Source organism: Planomonospora algeriensis, from assembly GCF_977012225.1.
This window is the reverse complement of the sequence record NZ_CDRNDK010000099.1, coordinates 1-17,000: the sequence shown is the minus strand read 5'-3', so window position 1 is coordinate 17,000 and position 17,000 is coordinate 1. Positions and strand designations below refer to the sequence as shown.

At 69.8% G+C, this 17,000-nt stretch carries 16 protein-coding genes and 2 pseudogenes; 9 read left to right on the top strand and 9 right to left on the bottom strand.

Features of this window, described 5'->3' with window-relative positions:
- Positions 1-442: 442 nt before the first annotated feature.
- Entirely contained in the window at positions 443-682 is a 240-nt protein-coding gene (locus ACWJ6R_RS13350; RefSeq protein ID WP_449062521.1) for a hypothetical protein, read from the bottom strand.
- Positions 679-1,065: a hypothetical protein gene (locus ACWJ6R_RS13345; protein ID WP_449062520.1), complete on the bottom strand. Its 387-nt coding sequence runs from the start codon at positions 1,063-1,065 to the stop codon at positions 679-681. The genes ACWJ6R_RS13350 and ACWJ6R_RS13345 overlap by 4 nt, the downstream gene beginning before the upstream one ends.
- 171 nt (positions 1,066-1,236) lie before the next feature.
- Here ACWJ6R_RS13345 and ACWJ6R_RS13340 point away from each other — a divergent pair, with 171 nt between their 5' ends.
- Both ACWJ6R_RS13340 and ACWJ6R_RS13335 read left to right on the top strand, forming a co-directional pair.
- Positions 1,237-2,478: a transcriptional regulator gene (locus ACWJ6R_RS13340; protein WP_449062519.1), complete on the top strand. Its 1,242-nt coding sequence runs from the start codon at positions 1,237-1,239 to the stop codon at positions 2,476-2,478.
- 48 nt (positions 2,479-2,526) lie between these two features.
- Entirely contained in the window at positions 2,527-3,120 is a 594-nt protein-coding gene (locus ACWJ6R_RS13335; RefSeq protein ID WP_449062522.1) for a hypothetical protein, read from the top strand.
- Between the two features lie 62 nt (positions 3,121-3,182).
- Here ACWJ6R_RS13335 and ACWJ6R_RS13330 read toward each other — a convergent pair.
- Positions 3,183-3,470, bottom strand: a pseudogene (locus ACWJ6R_RS13330) (hypothetical protein); the annotation flags it as partial.
- A 95-nt stretch (positions 3,471-3,565) separates the two neighbouring features.
- A complete protein-coding gene (locus tag ACWJ6R_RS13325; protein ID WP_449062518.1) occupies positions 3,566-3,958 on the bottom strand; it encodes a hypothetical protein in 393 nt (130 codons plus the stop codon).
- A gap of 355 nt (positions 3,959-4,313) precedes the next feature.
- On the opposite strand from ACWJ6R_RS13325, the gene ACWJ6R_RS13320 reads away from it, so the two are divergent.
- Positions 4,314-4,448 (top strand): hypothetical protein, encoded by a 135-nt coding sequence (locus tag ACWJ6R_RS13320; RefSeq protein WP_449062517.1) that lies wholly within the window; start codon positions 4,314-4,316, stop codon positions 4,446-4,448.
- Between the two features lie 42 nt (positions 4,449-4,490).
- Here ACWJ6R_RS13320 and ACWJ6R_RS13315 read toward each other — a convergent pair.
- Positions 4,491-5,104: pseudogene (locus tag ACWJ6R_RS13315) on the bottom strand (DUF6461 domain-containing protein).
- Between the two features lie 399 nt (positions 5,105-5,503).
- Between ACWJ6R_RS13315 and ACWJ6R_RS13310 the strand changes: the two are divergent.
- Entirely contained in the window at positions 5,504-6,199 is a 696-nt protein-coding gene (locus tag ACWJ6R_RS13310) for a hypothetical protein (RefSeq protein WP_449062516.1), read from the top strand.
- 564 nt (positions 6,200-6,763) lie between these two features.
- On the opposite strand, the gene ACWJ6R_RS13305 is transcribed toward ACWJ6R_RS13310, so the two are convergent.
- Complete coding sequence (locus tag ACWJ6R_RS13305) at positions 6,764-8,023, bottom strand: ATP-binding protein (protein WP_449062515.1); 1,260 nt, start codon at positions 8,021-8,023, stop codon at positions 6,764-6,766.
- Between the two features lie 288 nt (positions 8,024-8,311).
- On the opposite strand from ACWJ6R_RS13305, the gene ACWJ6R_RS13300 reads away from it, so the two are divergent.
- Positions 8,312-9,748, top strand: coding sequence for a transposase (locus tag ACWJ6R_RS13300; protein ID WP_449062514.1), 1,437 nt, complete (start codon positions 8,312-8,314; stop codon positions 9,746-9,748).
- Between the two features lie 144 nt (positions 9,749-9,892).
- Here ACWJ6R_RS13300 and ACWJ6R_RS13295 read toward each other — a convergent pair whose 3' ends face one another.
- Entirely contained in the window at positions 9,893-10,699 is an 807-nt protein-coding gene (locus tag ACWJ6R_RS13295; RefSeq protein ID WP_449062513.1) for a poly-gamma-glutamate hydrolase family protein, read from the bottom strand.
- A gap of 282 nt (positions 10,700-10,981) precedes the next feature.
- Here ACWJ6R_RS13295 and ACWJ6R_RS13290 point away from each other — a divergent pair, with 282 nt between their 5' ends.
- Positions 10,982-11,296: an MmcQ/YjbR family DNA-binding protein gene (locus ACWJ6R_RS13290; RefSeq protein WP_373293836.1), complete on the top strand. Its 315-nt coding sequence runs from the start codon at positions 10,982-10,984 to the stop codon at positions 11,294-11,296.
- Between the two features lie 27 nt (positions 11,297-11,323).
- Here ACWJ6R_RS13290 and ACWJ6R_RS13285 read toward each other — a convergent pair whose 3' ends face one another.
- Positions 11,324-12,358, bottom strand: a complete 1,035-nt coding sequence (locus tag ACWJ6R_RS13285) for a polysaccharide deacetylase family protein (protein WP_449062512.1) — start codon at positions 12,356-12,358, stop codon at positions 11,324-11,326.
- 394 nt (positions 12,359-12,752) lie between these two features.
- On the opposite strand from ACWJ6R_RS13285, the gene ACWJ6R_RS13280 reads away from it, so the two are divergent.
- Together ACWJ6R_RS13280 and ACWJ6R_RS13275 are read left to right on the top strand one after the other, a co-directional pair.
- Positions 12,753-13,724, top strand: coding sequence for an RNA polymerase subunit sigma-70 (locus tag ACWJ6R_RS13280; RefSeq protein WP_449062511.1), 972 nt, complete (start codon positions 12,753-12,755; stop codon positions 13,722-13,724).
- Between the two features lie 183 nt (positions 13,725-13,907).
- Positions 13,908-15,014, top strand: coding sequence for a serine hydrolase domain-containing protein (locus ACWJ6R_RS13275; protein ID WP_449062510.1), 1,107 nt, complete (start codon positions 13,908-13,910; stop codon positions 15,012-15,014).
- A gap of 71 nt (positions 15,015-15,085) precedes the next feature.
- Here ACWJ6R_RS13275 and ACWJ6R_RS13270 read toward each other — a convergent pair whose 3' ends face one another.
- A complete protein-coding gene (locus tag ACWJ6R_RS13270) occupies positions 15,086-15,232 on the bottom strand; it encodes a hypothetical protein (protein ID WP_449062509.1) in 147 nt (48 codons plus the stop codon).
- A gap of 181 nt (positions 15,233-15,413) precedes the next feature.
- On the opposite strand from ACWJ6R_RS13270, the gene recQ reads away from it, so the two are divergent.
- On the top strand, positions 15,414-17,000 hold a 1,587-nt coding region (recQ, locus tag ACWJ6R_RS13265; RefSeq protein ID WP_449062508.1), incomplete at its 3' end, for a DNA helicase RecQ.

The following is a 17,000-nucleotide window of genomic DNA, read 5'->3' as shown; positions in this document are numbered from 1 at the left end:
CACGTCAATCCCCAGATTCGCGGACTATCCCGCTACATCAACTGCGGAACCCCGGTGATGCGGGCTCAGAGTTTCTCTACTGATTCAAGGCGGCAGCGCTCCGCGCCGCCGCACGGCGGGACACGCCCCGCCGTCCCGGATCGGCCAGCGGGCCGGGCGTGCGGCCCTGGCGGCCGGTCCCGGCCCGCGCCGCCCGGACCGGCAGGGCGTAAGCCCGCCGCTCGCCGCACCGGATATCCGCCGTACCGAACGAACTCATCCCACGTGGTGCGCGCCGCCGCCTGCCGCCCCGCTTCCGGTGCTCGGGCCTGGCGGCCCTGCGCTCCGGGTCGGGTTGCCATCGGATGACGTGGCCGGTCTGGGAGGCGTCCGGAGCGGAGGAGGGCGATGCGGGTAGAGGCGTGGCGGCGCCGTCCCTCCAGATCCACGCCGCCACGCCCGCCTATGAGGTGCGATCCCGGTTCGTCGGGATGCGCTGCCAGGGCCGTTGTTCCAGCCGGGTCTCCTCCTTCAGGTGGCGAGCCAGTTCGGCCGGACTCGTTCCGCAGCGGATCTCGGACAGGCCGTGCTCCTGCGCGGGAACGGACAGAGCAGTGCGCCGCACGGCGTACCAGCCACCGGCCACGGCCGGAGAGATGATCCACGTCTGTCCGTAGCGCCGCCTCAGTTCCTCCGGCGTCACCGCTGCTCCGGCCACAGGGCCGTGATCAGGTTCACCACCAGGTGCGGATCGTCGTTGCGGAAGGGCTGGGGACCGGAAGCGGTACGCAGCCACACCAGGTAGCCGGAGCAGGAGTCCACGGTCACGGTGGCGTCGCACTCGCCCTGGGGACCGAGTACGGCCAGCTCCGGCGGGAAGCGGTCCACCCAGTAGCGCCGCATCGGCCGGTCGGGCCAGGAGTGGCCGGCCGCGCGGTCGGCGAACAGGCCGAGGCTGATCGTGTGCTGGCAGCGGGCGCGGATGCCCCGCTCTGTCAACAGCCGCTGGACCACGGCCAGTGCCCTGTCCTGGCGCTCCGCCGTGGTCTCGTCCACGGCGGGCGGGGCGGCTCTACAGTTGTCCATGGGTCGCACCTCCGATGTGCGATCAAGGGACCCGTACGGCGTGTCCGCGCCTGCGGGTCCCGCTGTTGTGCGGCCCTCCGATCACATCGCCAATACACGTGTCCATACAGATGGCGATGGGGGAGACTGGGGGAGACGGCAGATCTTCCATGTCTCCCCCAAGGCGCGGTGATGGACGAGATTCCGGGTTGGGCGCTACGTCTGCGCGCCGAGCGACGCGAGCGGCTGTGGTCGCAACGGCAGATGGCACGGGCACTGGTCGAGGCGGCCGACGAAGGCACCCGCGCGCACCTGGCGACCCGTGAGTCTCTGACTCGCATGATCAAGGACTGGGAGAAGGGCCGGCACCAGCCCAAGGACCCGTACCGGCTGCTGTACTGCCGGGTGTTCGACCTCAGCGAGGCTGAACTGTTCGACCTGGCGGGTACACCCCCGCGCAAGTCTCCAGCGCAGGTGCTTGCCGCGATCATGCCCGAAGGCGACCTGCTGTCCCGGCTTCCCGCGCAGACGGGGCGACGGGTCGGCATGGGCACCGTGCACGACCTGTCGGCGCGCGTCCACGGTCTGCGGCTCGCCGATGACGTCATCGCCGGAAGCGACCTGATCCGCCCCGCCTTCCGCGAGCTGGACGCGGCGGTCCGGCTCTACCGGTGCGGTACCCACACCGAGGAGGCAGGTCGGGCACTGCTGGCCAACATCGGCGAATTAGCCCAGATCGTCGGGTGGATCGCCAGTGACGCCGGGCAGCACGAGCAGGCCGCCCAGACCTACCGGTTGGGCATCAGCGCCGCACGCGAAGCCGGGGACGGTCCGCTGGAGGCCAACCTCATCGGCTCGTTGGCCTACCAGACCGTCAACGTCGGTGATGTCCAAGAAGGCGTGGCGCTGGCACGCGCGGCTCTGGAGGCGGCCGGGCCGGATGCCTCACCGCGGTTGCGCGCGCTGACCTGGGACCGCATCGCCTGGGCACACGCCCGCGCCGGAGAGGCCCAGTCGGCCATGAGAGCGCTGGGTGAGGCGAGCGCGGCCCTGGACAGCACCGCCGGAGCCAATGAACCGTCTTACCTGTACTGGGTCAGCGCCGACGAACTCCAGATCATGGAGGCCCGCGCCTACACCGAGCTGCGCCGCCCGCTGCGGGCCGTACCGCTGCTCAGTGAGGTGCTGACGCGCTACGACGCCACGCATGCCCGGGAACTGGCGCTGTACCTGTCCTGGCTGGCGGTGGCCCTGGCCGACGCCAACGAGCCGGAGGAGGCGGCGCACACGGCCTCCCGGATGCTGGACCTGTCCGTTGATCTGACCAGCGACCGCACCACCCAGCGCGCCCGCGTGGTCCTGGCCCGGCTCAAGTCGTACGCCGACGTTCCCCAAGTGCGCGAGCTGCTGACCCGCTACCCCATGAGCGCCTAACCTCCAAGATTGGAATGTCTTAGGTGAACCGACGTTGGTTGGAGTTTCATGGGTGTGAAGGAATGGACTGTAAGGAGGCGGACCAGTGCGCCGGGTCTTCTGCTGATCGGCTCCCAGGTCACCATCAGCTTGCTGCTCCTGTACGCAGGATCCTTCCCTGGGCTCAGCCCGCTTTGGGTACTGCCCGCTTTCCTGGCGTTCTTCATGATCGGTGCGATCTGGTTCGTTCGCTTCGTCGTCGTGCTTTCCCGCCAGGAGAGCCGGCCGGACCTCAGACGGAATCTGCTGCGCTGGGCGGCACCGCCGATCGTTGGCGTCCTGATTTTCGCATCGGCTGGGGTAGTGAAGCAGTCCAGGTTCGCACTGTCCGAGGAGAGCTTCGAGAAGGTCGCGCACTCGGCGATGAAGGGGAGTCCTGATTGGAAGACGGGGGCAATGACGCTGGGATTGTTCGATGTCTCCTGGGCTATGCGCCACGAGAACGCCGTGCGTTTCGCTCTGGCCGGTGGAGGAGACGGCATCCACCAGCACGGGCTCATCTGGAGTCCGCAAGGTGAGCCGCCGCTACCGGAGAAAGCGGAGTACGCGCCCGATGTCGAGCACTTCCATGGCCCTTGGTATCTGTGGAGGGAGAACTTCTGAGCCCGTGAGTGACCAACTGGGTGACAACGGCCACATCTCTCGACGAGAGTACGAATGTCGGTGGTGTCCCGTCGCCGAGCCGCCAGGACTTTCATTGCGAGCAGGTGCTCTGCTGAAGCGGCGGACACACGCAGTCCCGGGTGATCGAAGACCCGGCGGGCCGAACCATCCGTACCAGGGGCGACATAGGCGCTGGCCTGCTCGTTGAGCCACCACGACGGTAGCCCGAGTTCGGACGCGACTGCTCGTGCCTCGTCCAGGACGACTCCATGGGGTTCGAAGACGGCGTCGATGTCCCGGGTGGAGCGTCGGGCGTCATAGGCGAGCGCCATGGCCGCCCCGCCGAACACATAAAGATCGGCTACGACTCCGCGCCGGGCGAGACGATCACCGAGCCGCCGGAAAGCGTCTTCGATCGCAGCCCGGTCGAGAAGAGGGGCGTCGCTCAAGCGACCTCCAGCTCCTGTGGGTGGATGAAAACGCCACGGCGGCGGAAGGATGCGGGGGCGTGAACGAAGGCGTCCACGCGGGCGGCTGGGGTGTTGAAGGGAAACCAGAAGCGCCGGAGCCGCCGGGTCTCGGTCCACGGGGCGGCTCCCGCGCCGTCCCTGGCCGCGAGGTGCTCGGCCAGCGTGGCGAGAAAGACGTCCCATCGAGAGTCCCCGGTGCTGGGAGGTTCCCCGGACAACAAGCTCACCCGAGCAGAAGACGGCTCGTGGTGGTACTCCTCCAGAAACTCGGCGATCAAGCGCCAGCGTGTCTCCTCATCGGGGTGATCGGTCAGCCAACCCGCGAGCACTGCGATGGAGGCGGCCTGATACTGCTGTGCGCGCTTCATGGTTACAACGTTAGTCCAATACCGAGGGCGCGACCGGGCCGTCAACCCGGGACCGTATCGCCTGGGCGTACGTCCGCGCCGGAGAGGCCCAGTCGGCCATGAGAGCGCTGCCCTGGAGAGCACCGCCGGAGCCGACAAACCGTCCTACCTGTACTGGGTCAGCGCCGACGAACTCCAGATCATGGAGGCTCGCGCGTACACCGAGCTGCGCCGCCCGCTGCGCGCCGTACCTCTGCTCAGTGAGGTTGCTGACGCGCTACGATGCCACGCACGCCCGGGAACTGGCGCTGTACCTGTCCTGGTTGGCCATGGCGACGCCAACGAACCGGAGGAGGCGGCGCACGCGGCTTCCCGGATGCCGGACCTGTCCGCCGACCTGACCAGCGACCGCACCACACAGCGCGCCCGCGTGGTCCTGGCCCGGCTCAAGCCCTACTCGGACGTCCCCCAGGTGCGGGAGCTGTTGACTCGCTATCCCATGAGCGCCTGAGTCCGCTGGCGGACCGGTCTCTACGCGGACCTGCGGATCAGTTCAGTCCTCAAGGGGCTCTGCGCCGAGGAACCGCAGACCCAACGTCTCAGGGGAGAAGGGAAGACCGGTGATCCTGGTCGCCAGGGCGAACGAACGCTCCATCGGGAAGTCGATGAACGCGTTGGCGATGTCGATGTCGTGCTCGGGGTTCAAGCCGACCTCGCGCATCTCCTTGATGAAGCGGTCCGGATCGCTTCCTGACCGATCGCTTGGGCACATCGGGTCGAAGTGGACGACCGACTCACCATCAACGATGTAGGCGAAGCTGTCCGAAGCGTAGTCATGACGGCAGACCGATACGACCTCGGTTCCCCGTGAGACCGGGCCGTATATGTCGGAGTCGACGGCGATCTTCCATCCTCCCGGTTCGATGACCAAGGTCCAGTCGCCGATCTTCGCGGCGCCGATGTAACCGGCCGAGTCGGCCTCATGCTCTCCACCGAGCGTTCGTCCAACTCCTCGGCTGTCACTCCTTCCTCCATGGTGTTCTCGTCCACGCCGAACCGGCGGAGGACCTCGGCTGAGGAGAGTCCTCGGACGAAGGACACGCAGTAGATCTCACCCAGTTCCTCACGGCCGGAGAGCCAGCGGAACTCCTCGGGGCACTCTGTCATCGTTACTCCTTTGATCACGTGGACGGCATGATCGCAGTCGTCCCCGACAGAAGGGGCTCGAAGGTCCGATCGATAAGGGAACCATCGGCGATGGCCCTGGTCTCAGGGATGCCTTCTGGGTGACCAACTGGGTGACAACGGCCATGGACGGGGCTGGACGCCGGTGGACGGCTAAAGACCGTAGTCGCAGGTCAGGGCTGATATCGCTCCTGATCGAGGAACCGTTCGGATTGCCTTACAAGCGAGATGTCACTGGTTCGAACCCGGTAGCGCCCACCAAAAGGCCTCTGACCTGCAAGAACAGGTCGAGGGCCTTCACTTTTCTGATCAGTCGATGGCTGGTCTCTTTTTCATCTCATGCACCCATTTGCCGGGCGTGGACCGTTCCTTCCTGCCACGATGATCGAGCCGCGCCACGGCTATCCCACTCCCCTCGGAGACATCATGCGCATCACCAGGCCCGTGTCCCTTGCCGCTGCTGCGGTGCTGCTCGTCGGCATCGCCGGTACGGCCGCCGCCTCCGCTTCCGTCGCCGCTCCGGGTGACGTCATCACGGCGTGCGTCAACTCCAAGTCCCGCTACATGCGGATGGTCAACACCTCCGCGAAGTGCAAGACCGGTGAGTTCAAGACGCAGTGGGGCGGTCAGACGTCCGGCTCGCAGGGCGTCGTCACCTCCGGCCCGCAGGGCAACCGCGGCCCCGCCGGACCTCAGGGTCCGCGCGGTGAGACCGGTCCTCAGGGGCCGATCGGGAAGACCGGACCTCAGGGTCCTGCCGGACCGAAGGGCGAGCCCGGCAAGGACGGCGCCCCCGGCGCCCCTGGCGCCCCCGGTGCTCAGGGCCCTGCCGGTCCCGCCGGCGCCGACGGCGGCTTCCCGCCCGTCTACGCGTACAAGGTCGGCCCCATCTGGACCACCTGCACGCTCCTGCCCGGGTACCTGATCCCCGCCTACGACTGCAAGGTCACCAAGGCCCCGGCGAAGGGTAACCCGAAGGCCGCGCCGGAGAGCGAGGCGAAGCCGTCCACCACCCCGACCACGTCCCCGGCGACCACTCAGGCTCCGGTCCCGGCGACCACCCAGCCCGCGCCGTAGTCACGCACGCGAAGGGCACGGTCCCTCGGTAGGGAGAGACCGGGCCCTTCGCCCTGTCCAGGCCCGCTCCTCCTTCGGGAGGAGCGGGCCGTTCTGCCGTGTCCCGGAGTGCGGCGCGTACGGCTTCCCGGATGCTGGACCTGTCCGCCGATCTGACCGGCGACCGCTCACTCCACCCAGCGTGCCCGCGTGGTCCTGGCCCGGCTCAAGCCCTACTCGGGCGTCCCCCAGGTGCGGGAGCTGTTGACCCGGTATCCCTGGGCGCCCGAGTCCGCTGGCGGACCGGTCTCTACGCGGACCTGCGGATCAGCTCAGTCCTCAAGGGGCTCTGCGCCGAGGAACCGAAGACCCAGCGTCTCCGGGGAGAAGGGGAGAGCGGTGATTCTGCTCGCCAGGGCGAATGAACGCTCCATAGTCGGCTCGCCGCCTGCGACGTGGTACCGGCCGCGCTTTTCTCCGTCGGCTCCAGCAGACCTGTCTCGGAGAGTTGACGGAGGTCTCGGCTCATGGGGATGCCGGGGTCGGCGAAGGCGTGGCTGATCGGTTTCCGGGCGGTCGCGCCGGCTACGGGTGTGTCTCCCAGAGCGCGCTTACCGGTACGGCCAGCATGCGGTCTCCGAAGGAGAAGGTCTGGGTGCCGGTGTGCAGGACCAGTCCGGCGACGAAGTCGGGGCCGATGCGCTCGGCGAGGTGACGAAGTCCTTTGAAGTCCTCCGGCCGTACGGTGGACGCGGCTTTAACCTCGACGCCCACTACCTGGCCCTGGCGGGTCTCCAGGACGGCGTCGACTTCCACCTTGTCCTTGGTCCGGTAGTGATAGAGCTCGACCGGGGTGTCTGACCAGGTCGTCTGCCTGGCCAGCTCCATGAGGACGAACCCTTCCAGCAGCGGGCCGAACGTGGAACCCGGCCGCAGCAGGCTCCGGGCGTCGGTGCCGAGCAGGTTCGCGGCCACGCCCGAGTCGACGAAGGCGATCTTGGGGGTGTGGACGGCCCGGTTGCTGATGTTCTTGGACCAGGCGGGAACACGCTTCATCAGGAAGACCTCTTCCAGCAGCGCCAGGAACCTCGCGGTCGTGGTGCCGGGCAGCCCGAGATCGCGGCTCAACGCCTGGACGACGAGCAGCTGGCCGGACCTGGCCGCCAGCAGTTTGATCAACGCGCGTAGTTCCGCGGTGCGCTCGATCTCCGAAAGTTGCATCACATCGCGGTTGATCAGGTCGCCGACGTAGGAATCGAAGAATCGCTGCCTGCGACGGGCATTGGTGCGGGCGACCGCCTCGGGGTAGCCGCCGCGTATCAGACGCTCGGCGTAGTCCGCTCGGGCCAACTGAGAGGTGTGCCGTAGCCCGGGGCCCTGGGCGAAGACCGCGTCGATGAACCCGTCGGGCCGCCCGTCGATCTCCCCCTGCGCGAACGGCCAGAGTTCGATGGTCTCCATCCGTCCGGGCAGGGTATCGGGTAGCCCGCGCAGCGCGAGGAGGCGGGAGGAGCCGGTGAGTAGATATCTTCCTGGCCTCGGGTCGGCGTCCACCTGGGATTTGATGGCGAGCAGCAGCTCGGGGGCCCGCTGGATCTCGTCGATGACCATCCGTTCCGGAAAATCGACGAATCCGCTGGGGTCGCTCAGCGCCGCCTGCCGGGTCAGCGGATCGTCGAGATCACGCCACTCGGTGTCTCCGGCCTTGGCGAGCTGCCGGACCAGAGTGCTCTTGCCCGACTGCCGGGCGCCGTTGACCAGGACGACGCGGGTGTCGGCTAGGGCGTCCGTGACCGCCTGCTCCGCATGACGTCGGACCAGATGTCCCAGAGGTGTCGTGACCATACGTTCATCATGTCATGGACGGTTAGATGGTCGCTGTGATCACGGTCATCTGGTCGCCGATGTGATGGTGGAATGGTCGGCGACAGTACCTCTGGGGAAGCGGAGCCGGGTGGTCCGGCTCGCGAGGGTGAAGGACCTCTCGAACGGGAGGTCGGTTGCTTCGCCACTGGCTGCGAGCTTGGCATCCTTCCCCTCGTAAACGACTCTGTTGGCCGATTCAGCCATGATCGCCGTTTGGTCCGGCGCGGTGGAGGAACCTCTCGCCAGGAGCGCGAAGGAGGTCCTGGCATGTCACTGCATCCCCAGCCCGCTCATCCGGTGCCCGAGGCGACCGCCCTGGTCGCGCGAGCGGCCTTCCCCAAGGGCTGCCCGGCGATCCGGCTACGCGATGAACTCGGCCCGCTGTTCGACGACGAGCAGTTCGCCGAGGCGTTCCCGGCTCGCGGTGGGCCCGCTCTGTCCCGGCTGCTGCGCGCGGGCGGGCGTCAGCGCACCGACTCCACCCACATCCTGGCGGCGGTGCGGACGCTGAACCGGATGGAGTTCGTCGGCGAGACCCTGCGGTGCGCGCTGGAGGCGCTGGCCGCCGCCGTGCCGGAGTGGCTGACCGGGATGGTCTCGGCCGAGTGGGTCCAGCGCTATGGGGCGCGGGTGGACGCCTACCGGTTCCCGCGGGGCACCGACGCCCGCACCCGGTGGGCGCTGAGCGTCGGCCGCGACGGGTTCGCCCCGCTGGAGGCGGTGCATGCACCCGCGGCACCGGCCTCGCTGCGGCGGATCGGCGCGGTCGAGACCCTACGCAGGGCCTGGGTGCAGCAATACCACCGCGATGAGGAGGGGGTGCGCTGGCGGGAGGCAGACGACCTCCCGCCGGCCGCGGTGCGGCTGTCGTCGCCGTATGACCGCGACGCCCGCTACGGCCTCAAACGCGGCTCGGGCTGGTGCGGCTACAAGGTTCACCTCAGCGAGACCTGTGACGACGAGCGCCCGCATCTGATCACGAACGTGGCCACCACCAGCGCCTGCACCGGCGACATCGAGATGTCGCCGCGCGTGCATGCCGCCCTGCGAAGCCGGGGGCTGCTACCGCGCGAACATGTTGTGGACGCCGGATACGTCAGCGCCCCGCTGCTGCTGCGGGCCACCGGGGAAGGCGTCCACCTGCTGGGTCCGGTCGGAGCCGACACCACCGGGCCGGGGCGGGCGCGGGCGGGCCTGGCGCAGGAGGCTTTCACCGTCGACTGGCAGCGCCGAAAAGTCATCTGCCCGCAAGGAGCGGTCAGTGTCTCCTGGTCCGATCAGCGTAAACGCAGCGGAACCCCGATCAGCCAGGTCCGTTTCTCCCTGGCCGACTGCGGCCCGTGCCCCGTGCGGCAGGCGTGCACTGGCGCAGGCAACGGTAAGTACGGCCGGAGCCTGACTCTGCTGCCCCAGCCGCTTCAGCACGTGCTGGATGATCGCAGGCGTGCTCAGCAGACCCAGGAGTGGAAGGACCGCTACGCCATCCGCGCCGGGATCGAAGCAACGATCTCCCAAGCGGTGCGGGGCACCGCGATCCGCCGGACCCGCTATCTCGGCCTGCCCAAGACCGCGCTCGGGCATATCTTCACCGCGACCGCGATCAACCTGATCCGCCTGGACGCCTGGTGGACCGGCACCCCGCGAGGCGCTACCCGCGTCTCACACCTGACCCGCCTGGCTGCCGATCTCGGCCTGGCCGTCTGATGCGAATCGACCAACAGAGTCGTGAGGGGGATCCCCACGGTCACCCGGGAGGCTTCCTGCTTCACCACCGGTCGCCCGTCCGAGAGGACTCTCGATGAGAGCCGACGGGCCTGTCCGGTGTCTGGAAGGAGGGAACCGGTCCGTTCAGGAGCCGGGGAGGGCGCGGTTGACCGCGGCGGTGTAGGCGTGGAACGCCTCGGTGCGGTTGCTCGGATTCCTGATCCAGGCGCGGTCCAGCCGTCCCCCGGTGAAGAACCGCTTCCGCTGGCCGAGGCTGATCTCCAGCTGAACCCCTTTGCCCCGCCGGTTCCTGTTGGTGATGTTGTCCGGGCTCCTGCCCCGCAGGCCCGCGGGCACCGAGCCGGCGACGGTGAAGCCGGCGGCGCGCAGCTCGGCGGCGATCTTCCTGATCAGCGCCGTGTCACGGCCGCCGATATAGGTCGTCGCCCTGGATCCGGCCGCGCCGTGCCAGGCGACGGTGTAGTCGACCCTGGCCACCAGGGCGCGCGCCTTCGGCTCGTCGAACCTGTCGGCGGTGATGTGCAGGTCGCGGTTGCCGGAGGCCTTGACGGCGGTGAACGAGTAGTAGGCGTGCCGGCCGGTGCGGGCGGAGTGGTTCGCCAGCTGGGTCGTCGGCGGTTCGATGCCGCCTCCGTGGATGGCGATGTGGGCCACCCGGGCCCCGCGAGGGAAGCGCTGCTCGCGCCGGTAGTCCCTGCCCTCGGTCTCGTGGGCGGCGAGCTGGGCGTAACCGGTGTACTTGTCCGCGGGGCGGGTCCGCGCGGGTTCGGCGGGGGCGGTGTGCGGGCGCGCGGGAGCGCCGTGCGGGTGCGAGAAAACGGCGTGCGGGCGCGCGGGAGTGCCGTGCGGGTGCGCGGGGGCGGCGGTCAGCGACGGCGCCAGACCGCTCACGAGCAGGACGGCGCCGATCCGTGCACCCGTTCCCGGCATCGGTGCCTCCTGAGGTCGCCTCCGGTGGAGCGGCGCGGACGGGCCGTCGCGCACGCCTTTCCCTGCAGGTTAAGCCGTGGGCGCCGCCGGGAGCGGATTGCGGCCCGGTGTGTCGGACCGGCAGGTCAGGCTTGCGGGCCCCCGGCCTTCGGCGCTTCTGCTCCCTCCGCCTTCCCGGTCCGGGTGGCCGCGCGGGCCGGGGGGAGGTCCCGCGGCACGGAAAATGTCGGCGTGCTCTGGTAGGTCTGGGCCATGGGTGTGAGCGTTGACGAGTTCCTGGAGATGCTGGACCGGCTGCCGGAGGTGAAGCAGACCCCCGGCGGCGACTGGATCGCGTTGAAGGTGCGGGGCAAGGGGTTCGGCTATCTCTGGGAGCGGACCGAGACCGTCGGCCTGAAGGCGACGATCGAGGAGCAGATCGCGCTGGTGGCGGAGCGGCCGGAGGTCTTCGAGCCCCAGTTCACCGCGGGCCGGTTCGGCTGGGTGGTGGTACGGCTGGCGGGGATCGACGCGGACGAGCTGTTCGAGCTGGTCACCGAGGCGTGGTGCCTGACGGCGCCCAGGCAGTTGGTCGCCGCCCACGAGGCGGGGCACTAGCCGGACGCCGTCAGGGACGCGGCGCGGTCAGCCGACCCGGCAGGAGACCGACGGCAGGGTCTGGTTGCCGTTGTGCATGACGGTGAAGCCGAAGGTGTTGCCGCTGCCGTTGGGCCGCATCGTCATGACGTTGCCGGTGTAGTCCCAGCTGGGGCTACCGTTCCAGGTGGCGATGATCTTCTGCGGGCTCCGTACGGTCACCGTGGCGATCCAGGAGGCGCTGCCGGAGACGGTGACGGAGGCGTTGAAGCGGTCGCCCCACTGCTGGCCGCGCGAGATCGTGGCGGTGCAGCCGCCGGGGTCGCCGGTCGGGGTGACCGTCGGGGTCGCCGTCGGGGTGACGTCGGTCGGCGCCACGGCCCGGCCGGTCGACGGCGAGATCATGCCGGCGCACAGGTTGCGGCTGCGCAGGTTCGAGGCGATCTGGGGGATCGCCGCGATCGTGGACGCGTAGTTGTCGTGCATGAGGATGACCTGGCCGTTCTGCAACCGGCCGGCCGCCTGCACGATCTGGAAGGTGCTCGCGTTGTTCCAGTCCTGGGAGTCGACGTCCCAGAGGACCTCGGTGAGGCCGAGCTGCTGCTCGACGGCTCTGAGCGTGGAGTTGGTCTCGCCGTAGGGCGGCCGGAACAGCCTCGGCGCGGTGCCCGTGGCCTGCTGGATGGCCTGCTGGGTCCGCTGGAGCTCCGACTGGATCTGGGAGCTGCTCATCTGGGTCAGGTGGGGGTGCGACCAGCTGTGGTTGGCGACCCACATGCCGGCGTCCTGCTGGGCCCTGGTCAGTGAGGGGTTGTTCTGCACGTTCTGGCCGGTGTTGAACATCGTGGCGCGCAGGCCGTTGGCCTTCAGCGTGTTCAGCAGGTTGGCGGTGGTGCCCGGGTTCGGGCCGTCGTCGAAGGTCAGGCCGACGTACCCGGCGCTGCAGTCGGCGGCCGCGGCGGTGCCGGCGGAGGAGGGCAGCGCCACGACGAGCCCGGCGGCCAGGGCGGTGAGGGCGCCCGTGACGAGCGCCTTCCGGACACGGGAGAGGCGGGTGCCGCGGGGGGTGACGGTGTCGATCACGGTTGTTCCTCCAGTGGAACACTGATCGGGGACATGGGGGATACGGCGGCCGGCCGGGTGGGCACGGGAGGACGGCGCGACCGTGGTGAGCCGCGCCCGCTCCACCGGTCGCCCGTGGGGGCGGGAGATCTCTGCCGAGCACTCATTCTTAGGACGGGCTCTGAAACATGTCAACGTTCATCTGAAAACTTTCAGTGTGATTAACCGTTTAACGTCACGTTGGCCAGAGATTACTTGGGATAAGAGGCTTCGAAAGTTTCATAACCACGGCGGGTTGTTCGACGGCCTCCCGGTTCCGGCCTGGCTGAACCGTTGCGCTCCCGGTCCGCCATCGCCGTCCATCTCGTCCGGGATCAGCCGATCCGGCCGGGAAGGAATCGCTAGGATCCCGACCATGACGGGGAAGACGGCGGTCGCGGACGGGTTCGCCGAGCGCGTCGAGGAGCACCGGCACGAGCTGCGCGTGCACTGCTACCGGCTGCTCGGTTCCTTCGACGAGGCCGAGGACCTGGTCCAGGAGACGTTCCTGCGGGCCTGGCGCCGCCGGGACACCCTGCGGGACGAAGCCGATCTACGGGCCTGGCTGTACCGGATCGCCACCAACGCCTGCCTGGACCACCTCAGGGCGCACCCCCGCAGGCCGGAGCCGCGCCCGGCACCGGCCGGAGCCGATCCCGGGCTCGACCCGCCCGCCTCGGGCATGGTCTCCTGGCTCCAGCCGTACCCTGATGAACTGCTGGACGCGGCGGACCTGGTGATCGAGCGCGAGACGATCGAGCTGGCCTTCCTGGTCGCGATCCAGCACCTGCCGCCCCGGCAGCGGGCGGTGCTCATCCTGCGCGACGTGCTCGGCTGGTCGGCGCAGGAGACCGCCGAGTCGCTGGAGCTGACCGTCGCCGCGGTGAAGAGCGCCCTGCAGCGGGCCAGGCCGACCGTCAGGAGGCATCTGCCCGCGCAGCGGTCGGAGTGGGCCGTGTCCGCCGAGCCCTCCCCGGAGGACCGCGCCGTCCTGCAGCGTTACATCGACGCCGTCGAACGGGCCGACCCGTCCATCCTCACCGAGGTGCTCCGGGCCGACGTCTGGCAGGCGATGCCGCCGGCGCCGATCTGGCTGCAGGGCCTGGAGACGTTCGTGGCGGCCTGGACCCCGGCGATGGTCGGGCCCGAGGCGTGGGGCGACTGGCGGATGCTCGCCGTACGGGCCAACCGCCAGCCCGCGGCCGCCGCGTACCTGCGCCGGGCCGGTGAGGACCGCTTCTCACCCTCCTGGCTCGGGGTCCTGCGGGTCGAGGACGGTCTGATCACTCAGATCACCACGTTCGGGGATGAGATGTTCCCCTTGTTCGGTCTGCCGCCCTCGCTGTGAGGCCGCGGGACCGCCCTCGCCGTGAGACCGCCGTGCCCACGCTGCGCCCACGCCGTGAGGCCGCCGCGCCCTCGCCGAGGGTCTCCGCGCCCGTGCCGGTCCCAGGCGATCCGCGGGGGACCGATTCCTTTTCCGCGCCGCCTTCGTCTCATGGGGGAGATGTCGCGAGAGAGAGGAAGGATCGTGTCCGATCTTCAGAAGAGCGTGCAGGCCGCCGTCGACGAGCTGGTGGAGTCGGGGGCCGAGCGCGGCCTGCAGGTCGCCGTCTACCGGCGCGGCGAGCTCCTGGCCGACGCGGTGGCAGGGACGGCCGACCCGGAGACGGGCCGGCCGTTCACGTCCGGCACCCCGGTCTACGCCACCTCGACCGGCAAGGGCGTGACCGCGACCGTCGTCCACGTGCTGGCCGAGCGCGGAGCCCTTGGCTACGAGACCCGAATCGCGGAGGTGTGGCCGGAGTTCGCCGCCTGCGGCAAGGGGAAGGCGACCGTACGGCACGCGCTGACGCACGCGACCGGCGTACCCGGGGTGCCGGTGGACACCACGCCCGAGGACCTGTGCGACTGGGACCGGATGTGCTCCGCGATCGCCGCCGCCGAGCCGTGGTGGGAGCCTGGCACCCGGTTCGGCTACCACCCGCAGACCTACGGCTACATCCTGGGCGAGGTCGTCCGGCGGGTGACCGGCAAGCCCATCTCGCAGGTGCTCCGCGAGGAGGTGGCCGGGCCGCTCGGCGTCGCCGATGAGCTGTTCTTCGGCGTGCCAGAGTCCGAGCTGGGCCGGCTGGCCAGGATCGAGGACGCCAGGCCGCCGATGGAGCTGCCCGCCGAGGTGATGGCGCAGATCCCGTTCTTCAAGGTGGTCGGCGGTTACACGGCCGCTCCGCCGGCGGCGATGCCGGACGCCGCGTTCAGCAACCGCGCCGACGTGCTGACCTCCGACATCCCGGCGGGCGCGACGATGACCGCCCGTGCGGTGGCCCGCATGTACGACGCGCTGCTGAACGGAGAGCTCGTCTCCGCCGACCGGCTGCGCGAGCTGTCCTCTCCCGCGGTGAGCGGCGTGGACGAGGTCGCGGGCAACTCCTCGACCCTGGCACTGGGCTACGCGATCGGCCTGACCGAGGGGTTCGACGTCCCCACCGTGTTCGGGATGGCCGGCAGCGGGGGTACCGCGGCCTTCGCGGACACCGCCACGGGGATCAGTGTCGGGGTGATGAAGAACCGGGCCTCCGCCGGTGACTTCGGCACCGTCGAGCGGATCGCCCGGCTCGTCGTCCAGGGAGGCTGACCTCGAATCTTCTCGGCCCGGGACCCGCCTCGTCCGGCGCCGTCGACCGCGGACGGCGCCGGGACGCGCGATCAGAGGTCGCCGATCTTCGGGATCAGCTCGCTCAGCACCCACAGGGCCAGTCCGAGCGCCAGGAGGTTGATCCGGGCGCCGCCGATGCCGAACGCGGCCAGCAGGAAGCAGGCGAGAGCGAAGATCAGCAGGATGAGGGTGAGCATGGGAGTTCTTCCGTCCGATGGGGCCTGCGGGGACTACCCGTGATCGATCCGGTCATGCGGCCGGGTACGGCGCGCCGGGGTGCTCCGCTCGTCGTCCACAGCTCCGGGAGCGGTCGCCGGCGTCGTCCACAGCCTCCCGCGGTCTCCGCCGAGGGTGCCCCGATCCTCCTAGAATGACGCGATGACTTCCCCGCACAGCTCCCCTCAGAGCGACCCCGAGGCAGACGACGCGTCGCGCGTGCTGCGCCGCATCTTCGGTTACGGCTCGTTCCGGGAGGGGCAGCGGGAGATCATCGACCATGTCGTCGCGGGCGGTGACGCGCTCGTGCTCATGCCCACCGGCGGCGGCAAGTCGCTGTGCTACCAGGTCCCCGCCCTCGTGCGGAAGGGCACCGGCGTCGTCGTCTCGCCGCTGATCGCGCTCATGCAGGACCAGGTCGACGCGCTGACGGCCCTCGGCGTGCGGGCGGGCTTCCTCAACTCCACGCAGGAGCACGAGGAGCGCCGCGAGGTCGAGGCCGCCTTCCTCGCCGGTGAGCTGGACCTGCTCTACGTGGCTCCGGAGCGGCTGCGCACCGCCGCGACGCTGAGCCTCCTCGACCGCGGCGCGATCGCGCTGTTCGCCATCGACGAGGCGCACTGCGTGGCCCAGTGGGGACACGACTTCCGCCCCGACTACCTGGCCCTGTCCGCGCTGCACGAGCGCTGGCCCGACGTGCCGCGCATCGCGCTGACCGCCACCGCCACCGAGGCCACCCACGCGGAGATCGCGGCCCGGCTGAACCTGGAGGAGGCCCGCCACTTCGTGGCGAGCTTCGACCGCCCCAACATCCAGTACCGCATCGCGCAGAAGCGGGAGCCCCGCCGGCAGTTGCTGCAGCTGCTCCGCACCGAGCATCCCGGGGACGCCGGCATCGTCTACTGCCTGTCGCGGGCCTCGGTGGAGAAGACCGCCGCGTTCCTGGCGGAGAACGGCGTCCAGGCCCTGCCGTACCACGCCGGGCTCGATGCGCGCACCCGAGCCGAGCACCAGTCGCGCTTCCTGCGCGAGGACGGCCTCGTCATGGTCGCCACCATCGCGTTCGGCATGGGCATCGACAAGCCCGACGTGCGGTTCGTCGCCCACCTGGACCTGCCCAAGTCCATCGAGGGCTACTACCAGGAGACCGGGCGGGCCGGCCGCGACGGCCTGCCGTCCACCGCGTGGATGGTCTACGGGCTCCAGGACGTCGTCCAGCAGCGCCGGATGATCGACACCTCCGAGGGCGACGCCGCCCACCGCCGCCGGCTGAGCGCCCACCTCGACGCCATGCTGGCCCTGTGCGAGACGGTCGAGTGCCGCCGGGTCCACCTGCTGGCCTACTTCGGACAGGAATCCGGCGCCTGCGGCAACTGCGACACCTGCCTGACACCGCCGCAGACCTGGGACGGCACGATCGCCGCGCAGAAACTCCTCTCGGCGGTGCTGCGCCTGAGGCGCGAGCGGGGGCAGAGCTTCGGCGCGGGCCACGTCATCGACATCCTGCTCGGCAGGGAGACCGACAAGGTCGTCCAGCACGGCCACGCCTCCCTGACGGTCTTCGGCGTCGGCACGGAGCTGAACGAGTCCGAGTGGCGCGCCGTGGTGCGCCAGCTGCTGGCCCAGGGGCTGCTGACCGTCGAGAGCGACCACGGCACGCTCGTGCTCACCGACGCGAGCGCCGACGTGCTGGCCCGGCGGCGGGAGGTGCCGCTCCGCCGCGACCCGGAGCGGGCGGCCCGCGCCGGG